Here is a 24,974-nt window from a genome sequence, read left to right as displayed (position 1 = left end):
CGGAGGTAGCGATTCTGAAATGGTGTTCAGCGGCACCTACCTAGAAGCCATCAACCTTGCCCTCCACGACGCCATGGAGGCCGATGCCCGCGTGTTCTGCCTGGGCGAGGATGTCGGAGCCTACGGCGGCGCCTTCCAGGCCACCGCAGGGTTGTTCGAGCGGTTCGGCGCGGGCCGCATGATCGACACGCCCATCGCCGAGCAGGCCATCGCGGGTTCCGCCATCGGCGCGGCCCTGATGGGTCAGCGCCCCGTGGCGGAGTTCCAGTTCATGGATTTCGCGCTGCTGGCCTCGGACCTCATCTGCAATTTTGCGGCCATGACCTCCTGGCGCTGGGGACAACCCTGCCCGGTTGTGTTTCGCGGACCCGCTGGCGCGGGCGTCAGCGGCGGGCCCTACCACAGCCAGAACCCCGAACACCATTTCCTCGGCAGTCCGGGTCTCAAAGTCGTGGCGCCAGGCACCGTCAAAGACGCCTACGCGCTGCTGCGGGCCAGCATCGAGGACCCCGATCCGGTGCTTTTCTTCGAACACAAATACTTGTATCGCCGCCTGAAAGACTCCTGGGAAACCGCGCCCATGGCGCGTCTTGGCGAGGCAGCGATACGCAAGGACGGAGCCCAGGCCGCCATCCTCACCTACGGCGCCATGCAGCACCGCGCCCTGGAAGCCGTGGCCGATCTGGATGTAGCCGTCATGGATTTGCGGACGCTGGCCCCGCTGGATCTCCAGGCCATCGAAGCCATCGCCAAACGCACCCATCGCATCCTGGTGCTCACCGAAGCCCAGCGAACCTACGGACCGGGCACGGAGATCGCCGCCCATGTGTCAGAGCTTTGTTTCCCATGGCTGGACGCGCCCGTCATGCGTCTTGGCAGCGCGGACACGCCCACGCCCGCGGCACCGGGCCTGGAGGCGGAATTCCTGCCAAGCATCGAGAAGATCCGGGCAACAGTGGGGACATTAATGGCTTACTGAGCGGGAAGGGTGACTCCTGCACCACCTGCTTCACCCCGACGCATGAAACCTCAGCCGACCTAGCTTCGACCCATGAGGATGTCCTCTGCTACGGGTTACTCATCGAACTCGCATCCGCAGGTGGTCGAAATTCGTGTCACCGGGTAGGTCGATGTCCATGACGCTTGGCATCGTGCGATGCAGGAACCGTTCCGGTGCACAGGTTCCCGGTGGAACCGTATTCCAGGGCCCCGAGGTCCGGAGCGCCACTCCTGGGGAAGCAGGCAAAGTCCGTCGTCGGAGCGCCGGTCGCTGTGCCTCGGTCGATGGCCGGACTTCCCGACAGCAGATGGAAATCCCCCGCGGTCGCCGCCGCGAATAGTGGATCACCGAAGAGGTTGTTGTTGAGCCCGGAGTAGCCCGCCTGTCCTGTGAGGGTAAACGACACGCTTGCCGGAGCCATGTCGCCGGTGAAGTCTGAATCGGGCGGCGCGTTGGGCGCCCAGAAGATGCAATTGAGGATATCGAGCCCGGTGACGCTGTTTCCCGTGGCAAGGTCGTCGACCTGTACCTTTACTCCGCCTTCCTGGGCGCCGTAGAACGTGTTGTTGATGACACGCACCCCGTCCACTCCATTGCCAGTGCCCTCGCTGCCCCCCGCGATGTACACCCCGATCAACCCCTGGCTGATGATGTTGTTCTGGAATAAGGTGTCCGAGACCGTGTTGCCGTTCGCCCGGAGACCGCCGGCCAGTTCAAGCGCTCGATCACAGGCCGTGAAACGGTTCCCGGAGATGACGGTCGTGGAAATCTGGTTGCCAGTGGCCCCGTCGGTCCCTCCCCAGAGAATTACTCCCCAGTGGCTGTTCGTGACCGCGTTGTTGACAAACCAAGTGTTGGAGATGGTGCTGCCGCTGGCGCTGCCTATAGCGCCCTGGTAGCCGCTGGTCATGTGAAGGGCTCCGTGTTCGCTGGATGTGAACGTATTGCCCGTGATCAGCGTGTTGTCGATGACGTTCCCTGTGTTGGTTGAGGCCGGTGATGTTCCGACGCTGATCGGTTGGCCCGGGCCGGAAAAGGAGTTTCCGCGGATCAGTGTATGTGCGATCCGATTGTTGGAGCCCTTGGGAATGACCAGCTCCACGGCGAATCGGCAATCGATGAAGGTGTTGTCGGAGATAGTCGTGGTTTCAAGCGTGCCCGAGGTGCCCCCCTCCTCCAGGTGGACGGTAGTTGCATCATTCTGGAAATGATTGAAGGTATTGCCGGTGATGGTCACCCGCTCGACCCGGGTGCCGAAAGGGGGATTGGGATCCTGGGTGTGGCCGAGGCGGATCGCATAGGCGCGCAAGTCGATGGGCCGGTTGTCGAAAACGTTATTCTCGATGCGGACGTCGGTGATCGTGAGCGGGGCCGCCACATTGGTCGCTCCCTTTTCCGCCTGCACGTCGATCGCGTCGTTCGATCCGAGCAGCCCCACGTTCACGAACCGGAGCCCGGAGATTGTCACGTGCGAGGCCTTGATGTTGATCGTAGCGACGGCACAACATTCCGTGATCGCGGCGGAATCCAGCGTCACTCCGGGGGATCCGTCTGTGGCAGGCACTCCGAGGATGCGGGTGCCATCACGAACAATCGGTGGAAGGATCGACTTCAGCCCGATGCTTTGCCCGGCAAGGCTTGGCGAGAAAGTGATGTCGAAGGCCGGCGGTACTGAGTTGAGCGCCAACAGCGCCTCACGCAGTGAGATTCCATCGGGGCCTGGGGCTGCCATGAGCCTTAGTGGGGTCGCGACGTCGCCATTGACAACGTCGGTCGCGTTGGTGACCGTCACGATCGCCGCTACCGCGGTCGCCGTGAAGGTGACGGGCGAGCCGGTAAGTCCAGGGGCCGTGGCGGTCAATGTGTTGGTGCCGGGCGTCGTGCTGAGAGTCCAGCTTCCCACTGTGGCGATGCCGGCTGCGCTGGTCTGCTGGACCGCACCGGTGATCAAGCCGCCGCCTGAGGCGACTGCGAACGTAACGGTGACACCTGCGGCCGGGCCTCCGTTCGTGTTTGTCACCAGGACTGACGGTGCGATCGCGACCGTGGCACCGACCAAGGCCACCTGGGCGCTGCCAGAATTTGAGGTCATCGCCGCTGGCACAGGCGGAGGCGGAGGCGGCTGAGGGTTGCCCCCGCCTCCACCGCAGGCGGCGAGGAGCCATATGCAATAGAGATGAGCCCCCACAAACAAGTGGTTGACACCCCTGCGGACTTGGATGGTCCCCACAGGCAGACGCACCTTGAGCAAGGATGCGATACCCACACGAGCGCGAACCACGAACCCCATACCAACCCCGTTCTTGAGGATGACAACCTCAACTTATGCATTTTTGAGACCTAAACAAGCAAGGGATTGCACTCTATCCACCCACCGAACTTCGCTGTTCCGCTTCCATACGACCTGCCGGTGTAGCCCCAGTTCATCCCAGGCCCGCGGTATCCCCTGGAAAAGGAAGGCCATCTCCAAATTCTGTTTCCAGGTGTGGGTAGTCATTTTTCAAACTTCATTTCGCAATTTGGCGCCGGTCACTGCATCCTCTTCCAGTTTTCCCTCTGATGTCCGTGTTCTGCCTGTGTTGATGTTTCCTGCAACTCCAATAAACCTGATCCGGTCGAATTTCCTCTTGCTTGATCTGGCCGGAAATCCTACATTTGTTTCTTCACGAGATCTTTGTCAGTTCCATAGCGCGATATCCAGAAAGGTGGAGGGACGGGCCCTATGAAACCTTGGCAACCTGCTGCAAACGCAGTCGTGGTGCCAATTCCCACCGGTTAACAACCGGAAAGATGATGAGCTGATGTGAACTGACTCAAGGACGATCACACACGCTTTGAAGGGGCCCGATGCATGCGAAGTTCGCTTCGCGTACATTCGGGCCCCTTCAATTCTGTATCTCGCAGCGGACTGACGAGGGGCTCCCTCGCCGTGCCCAGAGGATCCGCATCCGCGGATGACAAGGGCGCACACAATCTCCTCGCCGACGGGGTTGGCGAAGCCTTACACGGAGTCCGCCATGAGCGACACCACCACTGAAAACCGCACGACCGAGTACCGCTTCGCAACTCTGGCTCTCCATGGGGGCCACACGCCGGACGGGGACACCAAGTCCCGGGCGGTGCCCATCTACCAGACCACGAGCTACGTCTTCGATTCCGCCGAACACGGGGCGCAACTCTTCAACCTGGAAGTGCCCGGCAACATCTACACGCGCATCATGAACCCGACCCAGGCGGTGCTGGAGACGCGGCTGGCGCAACTCGAAGGCGGCATCGGCGCACTGGCGGTGGCCTCGGGGCAAGCCGCCATCACGCTGGCCTTCCAAACCTTATTGAGGACCGGCGATCACATCGTGGCGGGCAACAACCTCTACGGCGGCACCTACAACCTGCTGCACAACACGCTGCCGCGAAATGGCATCACCACCACCTTCGTAGACAGCCGCGATGTGGAGGCCTTCCGTGCGGCCATTCAAGCAAATACCAAGGCCATCTATATCGAAGCCGTGGGCAATCCCAAGCTCGATATCCCGGAATTCGAAGTGCTGGGCCGCATCGCAGAAGACGCGGGCATCCCGCTGATCGTGGACAACACCATCCCCACGCCCTACCTGCTGCAGCCGCTCCAGCACGGGGCACATATCGTGGTGCACAGCGCGACGAAATTCATCGGCGGCCACGGCACCGCCATCGGCGGCGTCATCGTGGATGGCGGAAAATTCAACTGGGCCAATGGCAAGTTCCCGGAATTCACGGAGCCCAATCCCAGCTACCACGGCGCCAAGCTCCATGATCTCGCCGGTCCCGCGGCCTTTATCACCAAGGCCCGCATCGAAGGCCTGCGGGATACGGGCCCGGCCATCTCCCCCTTCAACGCCTTCCTGCTGATCCAGGGATTGGAGACGCTGCCCCTGCGGCTCGAGGCCCACGGCCGCAACGCCTTGGCGCTGGCCCGGTGGCTGCAGAATCATCCCAAGGTCGCCTGGGTGAACTATCCCGGCCTCGAGGACCATGAAAGCCACGGGGCGGCCAAGCGCTACTTCAGGCCCGGCGCGGGTTTCGGCGGCATCCTGACCTTCGGCGTGAAGGGCGGGTTGGACGCGGGCAAGACCGTCATCAACAAGGTGCAGCTCTTCTCCCGGCTCGCCAACATCGGCGACGCCAAGTCGCTCATCATCCATCCCGCCAGCACTACCCATGCGCAATTGAGCCCCAGCGAGCGCGCCACCACCGGCGTCACGGAGGATCTCATCCGGCTGAGCGTGGGCCTGGAGCACATCCAGGATCTTCGAGATGATCTGGACTTCGCCCTGGCGGAGGTGCATCCGTGAGCACGACGTTGGAGTCTGACACCCTGGTTCTGGAAAACGGCCAGCCCCTCACCTTCCATATCGCCCATCGCCGCATCGGCACCGGGCCCGTGAAGGTATTGGTGCTCCACGCCCTGACTGGCGGCCCGCAGCCCGAGGGGGAGAAGGGCTGGTGGGATCCGCTTTTCCATCCCGGCGCGCCACTGGATCCTGCGGTCTGCACGGTCTGGGCGCCTAATCTCCTCGGCTCCTGCTACGGCAGCACCGGGCCCGATAGCGTGCGCGATTTTCCGCGCATCACGCCCCGGGACCAGGCCGCGGCCCTGGCGCGCTGGCTCGAAGCGGAACACCTGACCTTTGATGCCTTGGTGGGCGGCAGTCTCGGGGGCATGGTGGCGCTGGAACTGGCGCTGCTGGCGCCGGAGCGATTCAATACCGTGGCGGCCATCGGCTGCGGCGGATGCAGCGATGCCTGGATCTGGGGCACCCATCAAATCCAACGGGCCATCCTTAACAGCGATCTTCCAGACGATCAGGCCATCGCCCTGGCGCGGCACGCCGCCATGCTCACCTTCCGCGCTCCTGAAGGCATCAATTCACGGTTCGAGTCCAAGCTCCAGATTCTAGATTGGCTGCGCCATCATGGCGAAGTCCTGGCAGCGCGCTTCACGCGGGCCAGCTACCTCGCGCTGCTATCCGCCATGGACGCCCACGACATCGGGCGCGGGCGCGGAGGCCTGGTGCCCGCGTTGAAAGAGCTGAGGGCGCCGCTGCATGTCCTGGGACTCAGCGGCGACCAGCTCTTCACGGCACCCCGGATCCAGGAACTGGCCGACGCGGCCGCAGCGGCCGGAACTTTGGGCAGTTTGAAATGGATCCAAAGCGCACATGGCCACGACGCCTTTCTCATCGAATGGGACCAGGTTTCCGCATGGCTCCGCGACGTGTTGAAAGGAGCCGCGTGATGGGCCTGAAGGTATTGAAATTCGGCGGGACGAGCGTGGGCAGCGCCGAAGCCCTGTTGCGCGTCGCTTCCATCGTCCGTTCTGAAATCCCCGATGGCGGCCTGGTGGTGGTGTCGGCGCTTTGCGGCACCACCGACCGCATCCTGCATGCCCTCCGCCTTGCGGCTGATGGCGACCTGCCCGAGGCCAAATCCACCATCCATCCGCTGCGGATCCATCACGAGAGCGTGGCCCGCGACCTGGGCCTGCTCCCGGGTATCGAAGCAACCTGGACGCCTCTATTTGGCCGGCTATGGGGTCTGCTGGAAGGTGTGGGCGCATTGTGCGAAGCGCGGCCCAGGACCAGGGATGCAGCCCTGGCCATCGGTGAATCCCTGTCGGCGCGCCTGGCCGAGGCGGCGTTGCGCGCGTCGGGGCTGAAGGCCTCCTTCGCCGAGGCAAGAGACGTGATCAAGACCGACGGCCGGCATGGCCGCGCGGCGCCGCGACCTGGCGCTATCCGGACCGCGGCTGCCGCCTGGAAATCCCGCCTCCAGCAAGGCGAACTGCTCGTCACCCAGGGCTTCATCGGCACCGGCCCGGACGGCTCCACCACCACGCTGGGGCGCGGCGGTTCGGACACCTCGGCGAGCCTGTTCGGCGAGGCCCTGGAGGCCTCGGAGGTCCAGATCTGGACCGATGTGGACGGCGTGCTCAGCGCCGATCCCAGCCTCGTTGCCAACGCCCGCCGGATTCCGCGCATGAGCATCGCCGAGGCCCAGGCGTTGTCGAGCTTCGGCGCCAAGGTGCTCCATGCTGGTTGCCTAGCGCCCATGGCCCGGGCCCGCATTCCCCTGGTGGTCGCCAATACGCATCGCGCTGAAGGTCCGGATGCTGCACGGACGACCATCACCGTGGACGCACCCTGGCGGGAACCGGGGTCGGTGCTTTCGGTGGCCTACAAGGAAGACCTGGCGATGATCCGCCTGCCGCCCGAGGAAGACCTGGCGCGGACCCTCCAACTGGAATCGGAGTTGCGCGAAGCAGGCTCCACCCGGTTCGCCTTGCTCGCGGGACCAGAGGGCACCGTCCTGGTGGTGCGGCCGGAGGGCCCGCGCTGCGACGCCATCCTGGCCAACCTGGGCGAGGATGGCTTCAGCGTGGAACGGGACTGGGCGCTGGTCGCCCTGGTGGGCGAAGGCTTGCGGGCCACGCCGGACGCGGCCCTGCGCCTTCTCGCGCCCTTCCAGCTCGACCGCATCGGCGGCGTCTTCAGCGGTGCCTCGCCCATCTCGCTGGCTTTCCTGGTTCCGCAGGAACGACTGCTGGACCTAGTCCCCCGGCTGCACCATCTTTGGATCGAACATTTCGAACTATGCAAGGAGTCCGCATGAACAGCCTTCCATCGACGCTCCCGGAAATCACGAACCCGCTGAACCTCAGCGGCAAGCGCATCCTCATCACCGGCGGCAGCCGGGGCATCGGCGCGGCTGCGGTGCGGTTGCTCTCGAGCCTGGGCGCCAGCGTCGCCTTCACCTACCGGGAGCAGGAAGAAGCGGCGGAAGCCCTGGTCCGGAGCCTGCGCACCGAGGGCCGGGAGATCCTGGCCCTGCGTTCGGACCAACGCCGCGCCGAAGACGCCGAAACCACGGTACGAGCGGTGGAGGAGGCCTGGGGCGGCATCGACGCCTTCGTCGGAAACGCCGGGGTCTGGCTGCCCACCCCCGCGGAGGCACCGGAACTCCGGCTCCTGGATGAAGTGCTGGAGACCAATCTGCGGGGCCTCATCCTCTGGAACGCCGCCGTCATTCCGGCGCTGAAACGCAGCGGCGGCGGCAGCATCGTGCTCATCAGCTCCACGGCCGGCCAGCGAGGCGAGGCGGGGTTTGGCGCCTACGCGGCCACCAAGGGCGCGGTCATCTCCCTGGTGAAGTCCCTGGCGCCAGAATTGGGCTCCAGCGGCATCCGGGTGAATGTCGTGGCACCGGGCTGGGTGGATACGGATCTTTCGGCCCCGGCACTGCGGGCCGCGCCGTCCGCGCGCAAACGCATCGAAGGCAACTTTCCTTTGGGCCACATCCCCGAAGCCCAGGACATCGCAGGCCCCATCGCCTTCCTGCTGAGCGACTGGGCGGCCTCCATCAATGGCGAGGTCCTGAACGTCAACGGCGGCACGGTGCTTTGTGGATAACGCGCCATGCCTTGACGTTCCGGGCGGTGGCGTCACGCTGAAGGTCTCCTTTCCCGGGAAGCGCGCATGACCCTCTCCTTCCGCCACGCCCTGAACAGCGGGCATCGCTTTCTTTTTGATGGTTCCGTGCCCACGGTGCTGTTCGAAAAAGGCATCTTCATCAACCGGTCCTTCGACGAAGCCAACCTCGCCACGCCGGATCTTGTGCGGACGGTCCACGAGCAGTTCCGCGGCGCCGGCGCCGATGTGCTCACCACCAACACCTGGGCCGCCAACCGGGTGAAACTCAGCGGCTACGGCTTCGCGGAGAAACTGGCGGAGATCAACCGCGTGGGCGCGGAGCTGGCCCGCAAGGCGTTGGAACAGACGGGCAGCAGCCACGGCCAAGGCTTCGTGGCGGGTTGTATCGGGCCCCTGGGCCTGCGCATCGAGCCCTGGGGGCCGACCTCCTTTGAAGAAGCCCGCGCTTTTTTCGCGGAGCAGGCGAAGGCCCTGCAGGCCGGCGGCGTGGACCTCTTCGTGCTGGAGTCCTTCGCGGACCTGAACGAGATCCAGCAGGCGATCCTCGCCATCCACGAAGTGTCTGATCTGCCCATCGCCGCCATGATGACGCCCAACGACGAGGGCGCCACGCTCTACGGCACCGAACCGGAGTGGTACATCCAGAAGCTGCGGGATTGGGGGGCGGACCTGGTGGGCGTGAACGGCGGCAACGGGCCGGCGCCCATCCTGGATCTGTTGAAGCGGTTCCGGGCCGCGACGGACGCGCCCATCATCCTGAATCCGTCCGCCGGCCTGCCGCGGCAGGTGGACGGCCGGCTGCTCTACATGGCGAGCCCGGAATACCTGGGCGAGTTCGCGCGGCAGGCGCTCTCGCTGGGCGCTATCGCCGTGGGCGGCTGCAGCGGCACCACCCCCGCCCATACCCGGGCCATGCGCGGCGCCATGCGGCAGGCCGAAGCCTTCGACCACGGGCGGCCGGAGGTGGTGCAGAAGGATGTGGCGGCTCCATCGACGACGCTTCCTTTCGAGCAGCGCAGCGGTTTCTCGGCCAAGCTCGCCAAGGGCGAATTCGTCACCACGGTGGAACTGGTCCCGCCCAAAGGCACCAGCGCGGACAAGCTGCTGGAGAAAGCCCGGAAAGCCAAGGCCCTGGGCGCCGATGCCATCAATGTCCCCGATGGCCCCCGGGCCATGGCCCGCATGAGCGCGCTGGCGACGGCGCTCCTGATCGAGCAGCGGGTGGGCCTGGAAACGGTGCTCCACTACGCCTGCCGGGACCGCAATCTCCTAGGGATGCAAAGCGACCTGCTGGGCGCGGCGGGGCTCGGCCTGCGGAATATGCTCGCGGTGACGGGCGATCCCCCGAAACTCGGCCCCTACCCCCAGGCTACGGCCGTGTTCGACATCGACTCCATCGGGCTGGTGAACATGCTGTCGCGCCTCAACAGCGGCCAGGACCTGGGCGGATCGAGCATCGGCGAGCCCACGGCCTTCAGCATCGGCGTGGGTGCCAATCCGGTGGCCGTCGATGTGGAGCGGGAGCAGAGCCGCTTCCGGTACAAGGTCGAGGCGGGCGCCGAATGGGCCATCACCCAGCCGATTTTCGATCCGGAATCCCTGTTCCGGTTCCTGGAATTCGCGGCGCCGTTCAAGATTCCGGTCATCGCCGGCATCTGGCCCCTGAAGAGCCTGCGCAATGCCCAGTTCATGGCCAACGAGGTGCCGGGCGTTTTCGTCCCGGATGCAATTCTTGCGCGCATCAGCCGCTTCGATTCCGCCGAGGACCAGTTGAAGGTGGGCCTGGATATCGCCCGGGAGCTCATCGCGGCCGTGCGCCCGGCGGTGCAGGGACTCCAGCTTTCCGCGCCCCTCGGCCAGATCGAACTGCTGGAAGGGCTCTTGAAATGAGCGGGGACACGGCCACCGTGCATTTTCTGCTGGAGGACCTGCTGGTGCAGGCGCCCGTGGGGACTTCGCTCCAAGCCATCGCCGACGCCTCGGAGGCCGACATCACCTTCGGCTGCCGCAACGGCTCCTGCGGCACCTGCCGCATCCGCGTCGCCAAGGGCCTGGAGCACTGCTCGGACATGGGCACCGAGGAACGGGATTTTCTTCTGGGCCTCTGCGTCTCCGGGGATGAACGCCTGGCCTGCCAGGTCAACGTGCTGGGCGATATCGAAGTGGACTACCTGGGGCTTTAGCCACGGATTGGCACGGATAAAGAATGGAACCACAGATGAACACGGATAAACACAGATACTGCGGCGTTCTCGGTGGCATCTACCGTCCGAATTTCGGTGACCAGATGAACCACGACAGCGCCAAGACAGTAGGGAGGAGCAATCTCGACTTAAGCTTCGCATGGGCCCGCCCCGGCTTTGCCGGGGCCGTGCGACATTCGTCGCGCGGGTTTGGGGGCGGCGGCGATTCCGCACCCAAGCGCGAGGTCGCCGCCGCCCCCAAACCGGTTGTCCCATGCTCTATGCCGGAGTCGATATCCACGCACCTGCATCCGTGTTCATCTGTGTTCATCTGTGGTTCAAAATTTCTCCTCGGCTGTTGACCCATGCCCACGATCACCGATCTCATGCGCGAGCGCGTCCTGCTGCTGGATGGCGGCATGGGCACGCAGATCCTTGCCAACAACCCGACCGTGGAGGATTTCGGCGGCAAGCTCACGGATGGCTGCATGGAACTGCTCAACGAGCGGCGGCCCGAGTGGATCCGCGCCATCCACGCCAATTATTTCGATGCCGGCGCCGATGCGGTGGAGACCAACACCTTCGGGGCCAACGAAGTGGTGCTGGCGGAATTCGGCCTTGCCCACCGCACCCGCGAGATGAATACCATCGCCGCCCGGCTGGCGAAGGACGTCGCCCGGCAATACACCGTTCCGAAATTCGTCATTGGCTCCGTGGGGCCTGGCACCAAGCTGCTTTCCCTGGGCCAGATCGAAGTCGGCGCGCTTTTCGAAAGCTACCGGCAGCAGATGCTCGGTCTCTTGGAAGGCGGCGCGGACGCCATCCTTATCGAGACTTGCCAGGACCTGGGCCAGATGAAGACCGCCACCCGCGCCGCCCACGCTGCAATGGCGGAGCTGAAGGTCAAAATTCCCATCTGGGTCCAGGCCACGGTGGAAACCACCGGAACCCTGCTCGTGGGGACGGACATCGCCTCGGTGCTCACGACCATGGAACGCCTGGGCATCAACGTGCTGGGCATGAATTGCGCTACGGGGCCCGATGAAATGCATGCCCATCTGGCCCACCTGGCCGAGAATTCACCGTTGCCGATCTCCTGCCTTCCCAATGCGGGTCTGCCCGCCAATGTGGGCGGCCAGGTTGTCTATCCGCTGGGACCCGAGGCTTTCGCGGACCGGGTGCTCCATGCAGCCAAGGAATTCGGATTGAACATCATCGGCGGCTGCTGCGGTACGACTCCAGCTCACATCAAAGTGCTGGCTGGACGCCTGGGCGAACTCAAGGCCCGCCCCCGCCAGGGCAACCCAGAGCGCAGCGTTTCGAGCCTGTACCAGAGCGTCACGCTGCACCAGGAGCCCGCGCCCCTCATCGTCGGCGAGCGCACCAACGCCAACGGATCGAGGAAATTCCGGGATCTCCTCGCCCTCGAGGACTACGACGGCCTGGTGGGAATCGCGCGCGACCAGCAGCGCGAGGGCGCCCACATGCTGGACGTCTGCACAGCCTACGTGGGCCGTGATGAAGTCCGCGACATGGAGCAGTTCCTCAGGCGCGCCATCACGCAGACAACCCTGCCCCTGATGATCGACAGCACCGAAGTGAATGTCATCGAAAGGGCCCTGCAACTGGCGCCGGGCAAGTGCGTGGTGAACTCCATCAACTTCGAGGATGGCGAAACCAAGGCCCGCAGGATCCTGGATCTCTGCCGCGACTACGGCGCGGCGGTGGTGGCCCTCACCATCGACGAAACGGGCATGGCCAAGACCCGGGAACAGAAGGTCGCCGTGGCGGGACGGCTGTACGGCCTGGTGGTGGGCGACTACGGCTTCCCGCCCTCGGATCTCATCATCGATCCGCTGACCTTCACCCTGGGCAGCGGCGATGAGGAATTCCGCCGGAGCGCCGTGGAAACGCTGGATGCCATCCGCGACATCAAGAAGCTATTCCCTGGCATGCTCACCATGCTGGGCGTCAGCAATGTGAGTTTCGGCCTCAATCCCGCCACCCGCCATGTGCTCAACGCGCTGATGCTCTACCACGCGGTGCAGGCGGGCCTGGACCTGGCCATCTTCAATTCGTCCAAGGTGCTCCCGGTCGCCAAGATCCCCTTGGAGGAGCGGCGCATGGTGGAAGATCTCATCTTCGACCGGCGCGCCGACAATTACGATCCGCTGAAAGCTGTGCTGGCGGCATTCGCATCGGGCCGCGAGGTCATGACCGCCAAGGTGGACACGACCAAACTCAGCACCGAAGCGCGGTTGCAGGCGGACATCATCGACGGCGAGAAGGTCGCCATCCTCGCCCACGTGGATGATGCGCTGCTGGCGTTCGAGCCGCTCCACCTCATCAACCATGTGCTGCTGCCGGCCATGAAGATCGTCGGCGACCGCTTCGGCGCCGGGGAAATGCAATTGCCCTTCGTGCTGGAGAGCGCCGAGGCCATGAAGGCGGCCATCCGCCGCATCGAACCTCATCTGCCGAAGGATGCCAACACCAAGAAGGGCCGCATCCTGCTCGCCACCGTGAAGGGCGACGTCCACGACATCGGCAAAAACCTGGTGGACATCATCCTCACGAACAACGGCTTCGAGGTGAAGAACCTGGGCATCAAGCAGCCCATCGAGGACATCCTGAAGGCCCTGGAAGCCTGGCCCGCGGACGCCATCGGACTATCGGGCCTGCTCGTGAAGTCCACGGTGGTCATGCGCGAAAACCTGATCCTGATGAAGGAGCTGGAGCACAGGATCCCCGTCATCCTCGGCGGCGCCGCGCTCACCCGGGACTACGTGACCAAGGATTGCCGCAGCGTCTACGGCGGGCCCGTGCTTTACGCAGCAGACGCCTTCGAAGGCCTGGCACAGATCCGCGCCATCAGCGAAGGCCGGGTAGGCGAACTCCTCGCCGCCTCGGAATCCTTGCCTTCGGCCTCCGCTGGCATCAAGGTGCTGCGAAAAGGCGGCAGCGCCGTGCCTCTGACGCCCGATGGCCAAAGCTCCTGGGTGCGCCGGGATGCGGAGCCGCCGACCCCGCCCTTCTGGGGTGTGCGAGAAGCGGAGCATTCCATGGGAGAGCTGTTCGGCTTCCTGGACGAGTTCGCGGTGATGCGGAATCGCTGGGGTTTCACCCAGGGCATGCTCAGCAATGAAGCCTTCGAGGCCACGCTGCGGGGCAAGGCCGCGCCGGTGCTGGCCCGCTGGAAGGCGCGGTTGTCGACGGAGGATATCCTTAGGCCCAAAGCTTCCTATGGCTATTTCCCCGTCTGCGCCCAGGGCGATGGGTTGCTGCTCTACGCGCCGGACACCGATGCTTCCGTGCCGCCCGGCCAGCGCCGGGTGATCGCCCGGCTGCCCTTCCCCCGCCAGGCCGCGGGGCGCAGGCTCTGCATCGCGGATTTCTTTTTGCCTGAAGCCAGCGGCAAGCTGGACGTCCTTGCCGTGCAGGTGGTCACCCTGGGACAGAAGGCGGCGGAATTTGCCGCGCAACTCTACAAGGCCGATTCCTACCGCGATTATTTCTATTTCCACGGCCTCGCCACGGAGCTCACCGAAGCCTACGCCGAGCGGCTGCACGCGCAGATCCGGCGGGAGCTGGGCATCCATCGCCGGGACTCGGAAAACCTTCGCCAGCTCTTCAGCCAGGGCTACCAGGGTTCGCGCTATTCCTACGGCTACCCGGCCTGCCCGGACCTGGAGGGCAACGGCCCCATCCTGGAACTGTTGGAGGGTTCGCGTATCGGCATCCACATGACCGACAGCTTCCAGATGGACCCGGAGTACACCACCTCGGCCCTGATCGCATGGCACCCGCAGGCGAGGTACTTTTCGGTGTAGGACCAATGCCGATGACTGAACAAATCGATGCAACTCTTGGCTCCGATCGTGAATAGCCTGGAGCGGATGGCGTTGGGGCGGTTATGGCGGCGTTCTGAGGGTGTATAGCGGCCTGGACCGTTCTAGGAAAAGCGGATCGATAGGATCGTCACGCGGTAGGTTCCAGATTCACCTGGGTAGCAGGATTACGGGGATTTCGGTTTCTCGATTCGGAAAGGACCGAGGGATATTCCGCCAGGAATTTTGTTTCGGATTGATCGTCGGGTGCGCTATTCCGCTCTGGAACCGCGATACATCGTACACATGAACACCGCTGCTCCTTAGCAGGCCAGGTTCACCCGCTCTGATCCCACAAGTCAGTCGGGTAGTCCGTTGCGGGTGTCCAATTATTCAAGCCCCAGAACAGACTCAAGGTACGGTGCACACGAGGCGGAAGCCCCGATTGTAGAAACGGCCGAACAACGAATCAAAATCACGAAGCGCGGATCGCGAGGCCTGGCGCCCTTCGACCCAGCTGCCTCCGCGATACATCCGATACTCGCCCCGCACTGGCACATCGATCCACGGATTTCCCGTGATCGGAGCACCTGTGTAGTCCAAGTGCCTGTCGTCTTCATTCCACTCCCACACGTTGCCGTGCATGTCATACAGGCCCCATGGATTGGGCCACTTGGAGCCGACAGGATGCGTTCGAGAATCGCTGATTCCCTGAAACCACCCGTATTGGGTCAAGTACGAGACATTGGGGATATTGTCTTCACCGAAACTATAGGCTGTCGTTGTGCCCGCGCGGCAGGCGTATTCCCATTCCGCTTCTGTGGGTAAGCGGAAGATTTGCCCCGGTACCGCCGCCGCAAGTTTGGCCAGGAAACCCGTGGTGGGCCTCCTGATATCGTCCCATCTCACCATCTCCACTGGTCTCGTGAAATCATCCACAGTCGACCCGCCTCCCACCGTTTGGAAGTGGCTCGGATTCGCGTTCATAACCGCCCTGTACTGTTCCTGCGTGCATTCATACTTCGCCAGATAGAACGGCTGACTGATCGTTACTGTGTGGGTTGGTTTGGAAAAGGACTCGCCCCAAGTGTCCAGAGGATTGTCGGAGCCCATGATGAAGGTCCCAGCGGGAATCAACACGAAGTCCATAGGGACCGTGTGACCAGGGTTTGATGCATCGGGGATCTGGACCGTAAAGGTGCCCCCACCATCCACCGTTACCTTGGCAGTGGCCGTGACGCTGGCTCCAGCCGTGTTGGTCACAGTCAAGGTGTACGTAATCGTGCCACTGGGCGTAATTGGCGTGCTGCCCCCGCTGGTGACGCTGCCGATAGCAGGGTTGATGGCGCCAGTGCCATTGGTGAAGGTGTAAGCCAGCGTTGAGGTGTTCCCTGCTGGGATGGTCGAGGGCATGGCGTTGAATGCCATAATGGTTGGAGCAGGAACGGTTGATTGTGATGGCGTGCCGCCGCTCCCGCAGGCGGTTAGCAAAGCAAGCAACAGCCCCATTTGCAGTGCTCCGAAATGTGTCCAGGCCATCATGAATTTCCTCTTGCAACCGTTGAATACATTGAAACTGTGTATAGGGTTTTAAAAGCACTATTTAAATCACCCATCTGGGGGTGAAAGGAGGCGTAGCTGGCAGATGTGTCCCTCCGAGGCGTGGGCATGGGCAGTTCCTAGCTGTTGATACGCCCTGCAAAGCTCAAGGTCAAGAGAAAGGCGGGTTTCCGCGATCCACGGTGATCGAGAATGCCTTGCGCGCGAGTTTTTCAGTCATTGATTCTTGAATTAAATCTTCAAAATCCAACCAATCTGCACGAAGGCCGATTCAAAATGGAGCGGTTGAATCCCCTGTCCCCGCCGCTGCATCCTCTCCCGCAGCGGCTGGGACTCCCAGGTGGTGCCATCCCCAACCCGGCAGGATCGATGGGCCGGACCATTCGACATCGGAGGTCTGCGGATGCGAGCAAAGTACGGCGCCTTTGGATGGAAGCGCATCTGCCTAATGGTTCTCGTCCTGCCGACGGCCGGTCTGGCGCAGACCGGCAGCCCCGAGCAGCAAGCCAAGGTGATCGAGGCCTTGGCGGGTTTCTATAAACAGTACGGCACCGAGGAGGAGCGCGATTGGGTGCAGAAAGCCTTTCAGGCAAAACGGCTTTACTTCAAACCGTCCCCCGATCCCGCCGGGGTGGACAGGCAGGACAACGTCTTTGTGAATTCAACCACCGTGGACCAGTTCATGGACAGGGATCCCGTCAAACGATGGAGGGCTGTGGCTGACCTGGCCGCGTCGATCCGCCACGAACGAACGCACCTTGCCCAGAGTCATTTCAGCCAGGGGTGGTCGGAGATCATCAGTCGGGTTGGCGCCGGCTACCCGACCGAAGTCGAAGCCTGGCGGGTTGGCTTCCAGGCCTATCGGGAATGGATCGTGAAACAGTCGGACCGGGTGCTCCAGGCGAAGTCGGAATGGCAGCGGGAGGAGGAGGCCAAGCGTCTCAGGGAACTGCTGCGGGGCTTTGAAAAGTACCGCTACGACTATCAGACGCTGAAGCATGGAGCCATGACTTTTTCGGACGGAACCACCCTGGCCCAGGCCTCGGCAGACGTTCAGAAAATGCTCCGCTCCGTGGACAAGTTGCTTGAGCGTGCAGATTTCAAGGTCACGGTTTCCCCATACAAAGCCACGGTGGTGAGCGGCCAGTCCTACACCGTGATCGCGAAGCCCGTGGGCGGCGAATTCTACGACCCCACTCCCGGGCTGGACATCTCGGATCGCTACACCTTCTTCTGGTATGCCGGAGGGCAGTCGCTGCCTGGCCGCGGTCCGGTCCTGAAACGGACGGCGACGGTGTCGGAAGTGGTCACGGTCGTGGCCATGGACCGCCTCGGGCGGAAGTCCACCGAAGCCACTTGCCGGGTCGAGGTCCTACCACCGGCCAAGCCCACGGCTTCCACCCCTCTGCCCCCGCCCGTCAAGGCCAGAACGCCCCAACCGCCCCCCAGTCCCGTTGGCGTACCGTCGATCTCCAGCGGGGGAGCCTGGGTGCTGAAGAGGACCCGTCCCCTCGGACAATCCGGAGGGGACAGCGCCTGCTACCCGAAGCACACCCTCTCGCTCGGGGCTGGCACCGCCATCGGAACCTGCCAATTCGTGAACTGCGGAAACAACCCGGCCTGGGGGAAGGCGAGTTCCGGAAGCGCCACCGGCCGGATCACCTGGAATGCCCTCCCGGCAACGCTGCGCCCGGGCGAACGCATCGCCTTGAATCTCAACCTTTCGTTGGAGCACACCTTTGTTCCACTGAGCCTTCCATGTAGTTTTTACGTTTATTTCAACTCCCAGGCATCGGTGGGGGGTGGCTCCATCGGCCACGGTGGGGACAATCCCAACGCAAAGGACAGCAGTCCAGTGAAAATGGAACTCCCGCCCATGCCGGGAGGGCGGCCTGGCCAGACATTCACCATCTGGATCAACGTCGCCACCCCTGGCGGCATCGGCGATTGCTTCTACGATTACGAGTTCCGTTGAAGTCCCACCACGCGAGGCAACCATGACCAAAGTGACCCCGTTCCTGATGTTCAACGACCAGCTCGAAGCTGCGATCGCGTTCTACACCGCGACCTTCCCGGATTCAGAGGTTCGGCGCATCTCGCGTTCAGGCCAGGACGGCCCCATCACGTCCGCCGAGTTCGTGGTCGGCGGCCAGACCTTCATGGGCTACAACGGCGGCCCGTACTTCACGTTTTCGCAAGGCTTTTCGCTCTTCGTGGATTGCGAGGACCAGGCCGAGGTCGACCGATACTGGGACAAGCTGGTCAGCGCGGAAGCGACGCCCTCCCAGTGCGGCTGGATCACCGATCCTTTCGGCGTCACCTGGCAGATCGTCCCCCGGCGCTTCATGGAGCTGATCGCTGACCCGAACCCCAGGAAGGTTCAAGGGGTCATGGCGGCGATGATGAAGATGGTGAAGCTGGACGTAGCCACGCTGGAGAGGGCCTACGAGGAGGCCTAGCGAGGTTCTGCTACCTTCTGCGGGACATCACCCTCAAGGCGGTCTGCGGCCGATACTTGGATGCGTCTGATAGTCGGGTAGGTGTAGTGGCGATCGTCGCACCCGCTACTCCGGCCACTCCATCAAATGATTGGAAAGATCGGCCTTGATGGGTGTTTCCATCAGTCCCATGTGGGTATCCACGGGTGTTGAGCGACTGCGACGCGGCCAGTGTGCTCGTAGCTGGCCTCGTGTCGGACTGGATTTAGTCCGCTAAGAACGAAGATCGAGTTGACTAATGAGAACAGTGTCGGTTCCCCTCTTCATTAAAAGGCCACTAGAAATGCGCCAGAGACGACATCGGCATAGGCCATGGGAAAGCGGATCGCCCAGGGTTCCTTACCCAGATCGCGGCTGTGGCCGCTCGCGCCTTCGGTACCTTCGTACCACACGTTCCGAACCTTGATTGCATAGGCTGCAGTGTTGCCAGGAGTGTGGTTGAAATGGTCAAGGTTCACAAAGGCTGGGAGATTCAGCGTCTGGAGCATGCCCACTCCACCAAGGTGGCCCATTCGCCATTCACCCTGCACCACGATCACGCTGTTATCTACCCTGTAGAGCGTGACCACATAGCCACTCGGATGTCGCAAGTCGGACACTGCCGGCTTGAAGGTGATTTGAACATTCGAGTACCCATTCAAACGGAAGTCACCAACGCCCGTGGCATTTCCATCAGCAAGCTTATAGCTGGGTGAGCCGCTTGCGGGAGCTCCGGTAGCGGGGTCCTGAGCCTGGCCATTAAAGAGATCGAGCATGGTACCAGCCACTGTCGTGCCAGTTGCGGTATTGATCTTGAGATCATTGATGGCCAACTGGCGAACCGGTGTGACCACGGGGGTGACGCCCTGTGCCTTGGACAACAATGTATGGCCTTTTGGGGCGATTAGTCCGATCTGGGGGTACAAGCGGTAGACATTGTCTGTGAGGATTGGGGTCGCGCTTGAGGGATAGATGACCTCAGCAGCAAAATTGTGGTTGATGTGTACGACTTCGGTGAAATCAGCCGGAATAAACTCGTTGGCATAGGCTTGCACCACCAAAGGGAAATTGCCCAGAGTGATGTCGCCATTGCCGGTGTTCCACCACTGAGCCAGGACCGGAGAGCCGGGCTCAAGGCCTGCTTCGCCCAAGAGGTTGCTGTAGCTAGAACCATTATGAGTGGTCTTAGTGCCACGATCCTTGACCGCGTAGACCACGAATGAGTTCTGAGGAATGCTATCGAAGATGGCGCTCCCAGGGGTCTCAAACTGGCCACGCCGCATGGTGGCTGCAACAGTGACGCCCACCGAAGGATCTACAAGGCGGGCGCGGGCACCGAGGCCGAACTGAGCCGGGGCTGCCACAAGGGAACGCAGAAGTTCGAAATCGCCTCTCTTCCAGCCTTGGGTGATCCCTGTATTGCTCGTCAGGCTCTGGTTGGGGTAAGGCAACGAACCATTGTTCGACGCGAAGGAAATCTGTGTGAATGGGTCGGTCAGACCGTTATTGGTCATAGAGAAGCCCGGTGCCAGGGTGACGCCGCCTTTCACTGAAGGCGATCCGGCAGCCAACATCGAGCCTGCCCACGCGCCATATGCGTTGTTGTAAAGGACGCCGTTAGTGCCGGTTTGATTGTTGCCAGCCTTCATCCAAACGAAAAAGGTGCGATCTGCTCCGGTTCCCGTGCTGATGAGGGCGGGATTGGCATTGTTGTCCAGGAGATTGCCGGTAAGGGAATGGTTTAATCCTGGGACTTGGGCAACATTCAAAATGGACCACCAACCTGGATAGTTGCTGATGTTCTCGTCGGTACCAACGATGCCGCCCCCGATCAAGTGGGTAACCGCAAAGCGATCCACCCAGCCCCGAATCCCGGTGAAGGGGATGTCCGTGTAACCCGAACCACCCGCGGGCATGGTGTAGGCATTGGGGAAGTTGAATGCTTTGTCGGAGTTGTTGGGCACCCACAAGGAATTTGTGACAGCGGCAATGGGCTGATGCGGAGGTGTGGATGTCGAGACACCAGCCGCGGTGTAGCTGGGCACGGTGGTCAAACCAAACTTCCCGAAATAATTATTGGCACCAGGAGTTGCCTCACGCGTGGCGAGTGGATTTGGAACACCAGAGACCAAGTCCGCGGCTGGATAGTTGCCCGAAAAGAAGAATCGAGCGTTGCCACTCAAGTTCGGAGTTGCAACCTGGATGACGTCGGGTTCGTTAAATGTGTCTGGGGTTCCGGCGGCGGGGTAGCCAGCGGCAGTATTCGTGACCTGGGTGGGCCAAGTGAAACTTATACGCAACCGACCTCCCGTGGTCGGAGTTGCCGAAGTGGATAGGTTGTCCACGTTCTCGGACATTGGATTGGCTGCGCTGCTTGAGTAGAAAATCGGGCGGCCAGGAATTACACGGCTATAGTCCACTTCGCTTTGAGCCCTCCCATAAAACCAGCGGGGCACGTAACTGTCGTCCAGTGGGCTGCCCTCAAGCCAGAAATCTTTGTAGCGGGGCGCATTGTAGCCATCTGCTATGGCGGTGGGAGAAGTCGCGTTGCCCAACATGAAGAGGTAGGGACTATTGGAGGGCACCATCCGAGCCAAGACTTCGTTGTTGGAATAGGCTCCAGAAACGGTGACAGAAACCGCACTGGGATTGCCGCCGGTGGCGTCCACTGCACCACCCTTGAATTGGGTGTAGGTATGGGTACCCCCTGCTAATGTGCCGGGAACGGCAGCGGCACGAGTAGCCGGATCCATCAGGACGTTGACGGGGTTGGGGGGATAACCCGGGTTGTGGCCAGCATTGCGGCCATCCAATGTGTGCCAGTTCCCCGCAGAGAACACAGTGCCGTTGGTGTTCGCGGTGCCTGAAGCTGGGGCGCCCACGCCAGTGCTGCTACCGAAGAGATTGGCTCCATAGGTTTCGGTTGTTGCGGCGTCAATCCATTCGGATGAAGTGACGCTTACACCACAAGGTAGGTAGCTCAGAACGTAGTTGAAGTTGGTGGTGGAAGCGGCGTATGCGGTTTCCGTGTTGCCGGTAGTTGTGAAGGAGCCACGGTTCGCATCAGCATAGTCAGTGGTCTGATCTGCGCGGAACCTGAATCTGCTGTTGAAGAATTTCACTGTGCCAAAGATCGGGAAGATGTTTACGGCTGTGGAATTTGACAGCGTGTACTGATCCTCGACCATCGCCGGGAAACTGTAGCCATTGGCCACGCTGTAGGCGTAAGCCAAGTATCGTCCCAACTGGTACTGGATGCGAATCGGCGCCCAACTCACCGTATAGGTCATCGGAGTGACTGCCGAGAGCCAAGGATTGTAGAAGCCGTTCGGGATCGAACCTGAGGTCAGCACCGACGGGTAATTGCCCGTCGCGTCAGAAACCGGGAAGTTACCTGCCAAAGCCAACAACACACCAATGCCATTGGCTGCGTTATACGGCGCGTTTCCGAAGAATACCTGGATCGCATCCTGGTGGCCGTGGAACGGAATCGTGTTGGGATCCGCGATATTCGCGTCCGTGCCCGCCGTTCCGGGCGTTCCGATCGCCCAGATCCATTTGCTCGGTGTTCCTGGCGTGCTCGTGTCGCTGGCCACGGGCTCTTGGATTGATGGACGGCCGATGTTCGGCGTCACCGCCGTGCCTGCTCCCAGGTTAACGCCTGCGGTGATGGCTGGCAGGTTGATGGTCGTCAACGCTCCAATCGCTGGCTGATGGTTCGGCTGAACCTTGATTGATAATGACATTTCGCTGTACTGGCCTGGTATCGCAGAAGTCCCTACCAATTCTTGGGCAGACAACGTGATCGACCAGTTCACCGGATCGTGCACCGGTATTCCATCTATAACACCGGTCACCGCATCTACGTTGATGCCCGTGTTTAGCACTAATCCGTCTGATCCTGGGAGCGCCAAGCCATAGCCTGGACGCCATGCAATCTCACCGGGCTTCCGTACCACGCCCGTGGAGGAAGTATCCGTCCCGGGACCCGGAACGATGTATGGATACCGGCCGCCCGCGGGGGCTGAATTTGAGTCGTTCGGTGTTCCGTAGGGCCCGAAGGGCACGCCGAATCGGAACACCGAATTCGGCTTCACGCTGTACACCATCACGTCGTTCTCGGCGTCTGTCGCAGTCACGCCCGCGCGCCATCCCTTGATCGAATTGTTCAGATCGGCGTAGTACTCACGGTCCGCCGCATTTGTGTCCAGGAAATTGAAATAACTGTGGCCTGTGATCTTCTGGCGAAGGTTCGAAGGTTCGTGGAGTTGCACGTTCGTCACGGTCTCCGTGTATGTTTGTGCGGAAAAGATCGGCTTGCTGTCCGGCACGATGTTGATCTGAAATGTCTTTGTATCCGAGAGGCCACCCTGGTCGGTCACCTTGACGGTGATGCTTCGGGCGGCGAAATCGGCTCCCGCCGCGAAATTCGAGGCCCAGGTCAACATGCCTGCCGAAGAGAGCGCAAAACCCACCGGAGCCGTGACCAAAGACCAGGTCAGGGTATCGCCCACCGAATCGGAAGCGCTGAATTGGTAGGGCTGCACGCCTGAATTGACTGGGATCCCGTGGTTCTGTGGCACGCCCGGTATCGATGTGCTCGTGATAATCGGAGCCAAGTTTCCGGTGGAGTACGTCGCCGTGACGGCACGCTCGGATGGATCACTGTCGCCGAAGGCAACCACGTCACGGGCTATGACTGCGAACGTTACCCTCACCGCTGTTTTTCCAGATGGTATGGACAGGTTCGGGAAGGACACCACGCCCCCTGAGATCGGGGGTAGTCCGTCGGTCCAGGTCGAAGGAGTAGCCACGTAGGAACCTACGTTGTCTTTGATCGACACGGACCCTGCTCTCACCGCAAATGTGACCGTGTCAGTATCGGGATCTGTTGCGGTGGCTGTGTACCTGAAGGTGCTTGGCGCCGTCGCAACATCGCCTGTCACCTGGAGGGTGTTCCCACTGGTGAAGACGGGCGCACGATTGGCGATCACGTTGACGGTGATCGTTCCAGTTGGGGAAGTGTTGTTATGGGAGTCCTTGGCTACCACTGACAGCGTAGTGTTGATGGGTGCGCCGCCAAATGATGGCGTGCTAGGCCGATAAGTCAAAACATTGCCCGTGATGCTCGCATCGGCATTGGCCACGGCCAGCGAGTAGGTGATCGGATCCCCTTCTGGATCCACGGATGAGAGGTTGTAGGTGTATTGGTGTTTGGTCACCGCCGACGTTGGCCCTGTGGTGATGAGCGGCGTGCTGGGGGCCTGATTGTCGGCCTGGTTCACGGTCAGTTTTGCCGGGGACGAGTAGACGCTTCCCGCCGAATTACTAACATGGCATCGGAACTGGGCCCCGCTATCACTTATTGAAGCGGATGGGAGAATCCATGTATCAGCGACAGCGCCGAGGATATCACTCTGATCCCTCTGCCATTGATACGACATCGGGGTGCTGCCCGAGGCAGCGACATTGAAAGACGCTGACTGTCCTTCCGTAACTAGTCGATCAGTCGGCTGGGAGGTGATCGTAGGGGGAGTGGCAAGGGGGACCACCGTCAGCACGGCTGGATTGCTGGTCAGGTGTCCAAGTGAGTTGCTGACAACCACGGTAAATGAGGCCTGATTGTCACCACTGCCTGCCGCTGGAATGGTGTAGGTCCCAGTGGTTGCTCCTTGAATATCTTGGCCTTCCCGTTGCCATTGAAATTTCGGCGAGGGACTCCCCTCTGCGGTTACTGAGAATTTTGCCTGTTGCCCCTCCGGGACCGATAACGAAACGGGATTGAAGGTTATCGTTGGTACCCATTGGACATGGAGCGCGGCAGAAGCTGAGGTTGTGCTCCCGGCAACGTTCGAAGCGATGACGCTGAAGCTCGAATCATTATCCTGCTTCGTTGTGCCGGTGGTTGTGTAGGTTGCCGCTACGGCACCTGAAATTTGATTGCCGTTCTTCATCCACTGGTACAAGGGCGTTGGCGTTCCTGAAGCAGCGACTGTGAAGGTAGCCGTTTGTCCAAGAGTTATGAATTGGGGCTGAGGATTGACCGTGAAGACCGGTGCGACATTTTGGGGTGTGGATCCATTCGCAGCGTTATCGTCTCCACCAGAACACCCAAGAGTCAGAAGGAATGCCGAGGTACATAGAACAACGGTGACTTTGTTCCGAGAATACGGAATGCTTCGCTGCATGGAGAACCCCATTCGTGAAAAATCTGAGAATCGACTCTATTCGACCGACGCCAGGAGCCGTTGAGACGTGGGCTGAGAGAGAATTGATAGCCCCAGATTCTTGGCAACTGAATTGAGTGTATGCATGCATGGCCGCAGCTACCAAGCCGGTTGTGACAGACTTCTGCTGAGGGTTTGAGGTTGAGTCGCTTGATCGCGTTTGGTGAAATGGGGAATGACTCTTGTGCTTCGCTATTGAGTTATCAGCCTGCTGCATTTGTAATGCCTGATACC

13 protein-coding genes and 1 riboswitch are annotated in these 24,974 nt (G+C 61.7%); of the genes, 10 read left to right on the top strand and 3 right to left on the bottom strand.

The features are described from left to right. Positions 1-19: 19 nt before the first annotated feature. Positions 20-979, top strand: a complete 960-nt coding sequence (locus tag IPQ13_05170; protein MBL0210290.1) for an alpha-ketoacid dehydrogenase subunit beta — start codon at positions 20-22, stop codon at positions 977-979. A gap of 136 nt (positions 980-1,115) precedes the next feature. On the opposite strand, the gene IPQ13_05165 is transcribed toward IPQ13_05170, so the two are convergent. Beyond that, the gene (locus IPQ13_05165; GenBank protein ID MBL0210289.1) at positions 1,116-2,951 is read right to left on the bottom strand and encodes a hypothetical protein; all 1,836 of its coding nucleotides are present in this window, start codon (positions 2,949-2,951) and stop codon (positions 1,116-1,118) included. Positions 2,952-3,690: 739 nt separating this feature from the next. Then, a riboswitch (SAM riboswitch) is annotated at positions 3,691-3,797 on the top strand. Positions 3,798-4,017: 220 nt separating this feature from the next. On the opposite strand from IPQ13_05165, the gene IPQ13_05160 reads away from it, so the two are divergent. The 7 genes from IPQ13_05160 (at position 4,018) to metH (ending at position 14,479) form a co-directional block, all read left to right on the top strand. Then, complete coding sequence (locus IPQ13_05160) at positions 4,018-5,331, top strand: O-acetylhomoserine aminocarboxypropyltransferase/cysteine synthase (GenBank protein MBL0210288.1); 1,314 nt, start codon at positions 4,018-4,020, stop codon at positions 5,329-5,331. Beyond that, positions 5,328-6,275, top strand: a complete 948-nt coding sequence (locus tag IPQ13_05155) for an alpha/beta fold hydrolase (GenBank protein MBL0210287.1) — start codon at positions 5,328-5,330, stop codon at positions 6,273-6,275. Before IPQ13_05160 ends, IPQ13_05155 begins: the two co-directional genes overlap by 4 nt. Further along, positions 6,275-7,648 carry an aspartate kinase gene (locus IPQ13_05150; GenBank protein ID MBL0210286.1) on the top strand — a complete coding sequence of 458 codons (1,374 nt, stop codon included), beginning with the start codon at positions 6,275-6,277 and terminating at the stop codon, positions 7,646-7,648. Before IPQ13_05155 ends, IPQ13_05150 begins: the two co-directional genes overlap by 1 nt. Beyond that, the gene (locus IPQ13_05145; GenBank protein ID MBL0210285.1) at positions 7,645-8,445 is read left to right on the top strand and encodes an SDR family oxidoreductase; all 801 of its coding nucleotides are present in this window, start codon (positions 7,645-7,647) and stop codon (positions 8,443-8,445) included. The genes IPQ13_05150 and IPQ13_05145 overlap by 4 nt, the downstream gene beginning before the upstream one ends. 66 nt (positions 8,446-8,511) lie before the next feature. Next, a complete protein-coding gene (locus IPQ13_05140) occupies positions 8,512-10,356 on the top strand; it encodes a bifunctional homocysteine S-methyltransferase/methylenetetrahydrofolate reductase (GenBank protein ID MBL0210284.1) in 1,845 nt (614 codons plus the stop codon). Further along, the gene (locus IPQ13_05135; GenBank protein MBL0210283.1) at positions 10,353-10,649 is read left to right on the top strand and encodes a (2Fe-2S)-binding protein; all 297 of its coding nucleotides are present in this window, start codon (positions 10,353-10,355) and stop codon (positions 10,647-10,649) included. The genes IPQ13_05140 and IPQ13_05135 overlap by 4 nt, the downstream gene beginning before the upstream one ends. Before the next feature lie 365 nt (positions 10,650-11,014). Then, on the top strand, positions 11,015-14,479 hold the full coding sequence (gene metH, locus IPQ13_05130) for a methionine synthase (GenBank protein ID MBL0210282.1): 3,465 nt from the start codon (positions 11,015-11,017) through the stop codon (positions 14,477-14,479). Between the two features lie 408 nt (positions 14,480-14,887). On the opposite strand, the gene IPQ13_05125 is transcribed toward metH, so the two are convergent. Further along, complete coding sequence (locus IPQ13_05125; protein MBL0210281.1) at positions 14,888-16,018, bottom strand: formylglycine-generating enzyme family protein; 1,131 nt, start codon at positions 16,016-16,018, stop codon at positions 14,888-14,890. 421 nt (positions 16,019-16,439) lie between these two features. On the opposite strand from IPQ13_05125, the gene IPQ13_05120 reads away from it, so the two are divergent. After that, on the top strand, positions 16,440-18,011 hold the full coding sequence (locus IPQ13_05120; protein MBL0210280.1) for a hypothetical protein: 1,572 nt from the start codon (positions 16,440-16,442) through the stop codon (positions 18,009-18,011). A 22-nt stretch (positions 18,012-18,033) separates the two neighbouring features. After that, positions 18,034-18,495 carry a VOC family protein gene (locus tag IPQ13_05115; protein MBL0210279.1) on the top strand — a complete coding sequence of 154 codons (462 nt, stop codon included), beginning with the start codon at positions 18,034-18,036 and terminating at the stop codon, positions 18,493-18,495. Between the two features lie 305 nt (positions 18,496-18,800). On the opposite strand, the gene IPQ13_05110 is transcribed toward IPQ13_05115, so the two are convergent. Then, on the bottom strand, positions 18,801-24,701 hold the full coding sequence (locus IPQ13_05110; protein MBL0210278.1) for an immunoglobulin domain-containing protein: 5,901 nt from the start codon (positions 24,699-24,701) through the stop codon (positions 18,801-18,803). Positions 24,702-24,974: the final 273 nt, after the last annotated feature.

The organism is Holophagaceae bacterium (genome assembly GCA_016720465.1).
GTDB lineage: Bacteria > Acidobacteriota > Holophagae > Holophagales > Holophagaceae > JANXPB01.
The sequence above is the reverse complement of the archived record's forward strand: the minus strand, read 5'-3'. Positions and strand labels throughout refer to the sequence as shown.

What these genes read in the sequence shown, in the direction of transcription:
- IPQ13_05120 (MBL0210280.1), top strand. Translation starts at nt 16,440, where the DNA reads ATGCGAGCAAAGTACGGCGCCTTTGGATGGAAGCGCATCTGCCTAATG.
- IPQ13_05145 (MBL0210285.1), top strand. Translation starts at nt 7,645, where the DNA reads ATGAACAGCCTTCCATCGACGCTCCCGGAAATCACGAACCCGCTGAAC.
- metH (MBL0210282.1), top strand. Translation starts at nt 11,015, where the DNA reads ATGCCCACGATCACCGATCTCATGCGCGAGCGCGTCCTGCTGCTGGAT.
- IPQ13_05160 (MBL0210288.1), top strand. Translation starts at nt 4,018, where the DNA reads ATGAGCGACACCACCACTGAAAACCGCACGACCGAGTACCGCTTCGCA.
- IPQ13_05150 (MBL0210286.1), top strand. Translation starts at nt 6,275, where the DNA reads ATGGGCCTGAAGGTATTGAAATTCGGCGGGACGAGCGTGGGCAGCGCC.
- IPQ13_05140 (MBL0210284.1), top strand. Translation starts at nt 8,512, where the DNA reads ATGACCCTCTCCTTCCGCCACGCCCTGAACAGCGGGCATCGCTTTCTT.
- IPQ13_05135 (MBL0210283.1), top strand. Translation starts at nt 10,353, where the DNA reads ATGAGCGGGGACACGGCCACCGTGCATTTTCTGCTGGAGGACCTGCTG.
- IPQ13_05110 (MBL0210278.1), bottom strand. Translation starts at nt 24,701, where the DNA reads ATGCAGCGAAGCATTCCGTATTCTCGGAACAAAGTCACCGTTGTTCTA.
- IPQ13_05125 (MBL0210281.1), bottom strand. Translation starts at nt 16,018, where the DNA reads ATGATGGCCTGGACACATTTCGGAGCACTGCAAATGGGGCTGTTGCTT.
- IPQ13_05170 (MBL0210290.1), top strand. Translation starts at nt 20, where the DNA reads ATGGTGTTCAGCGGCACCTACCTAGAAGCCATCAACCTTGCCCTCCAC.
- IPQ13_05115 (MBL0210279.1), top strand. Translation starts at nt 18,034, where the DNA reads ATGACCAAAGTGACCCCGTTCCTGATGTTCAACGACCAGCTCGAAGCT.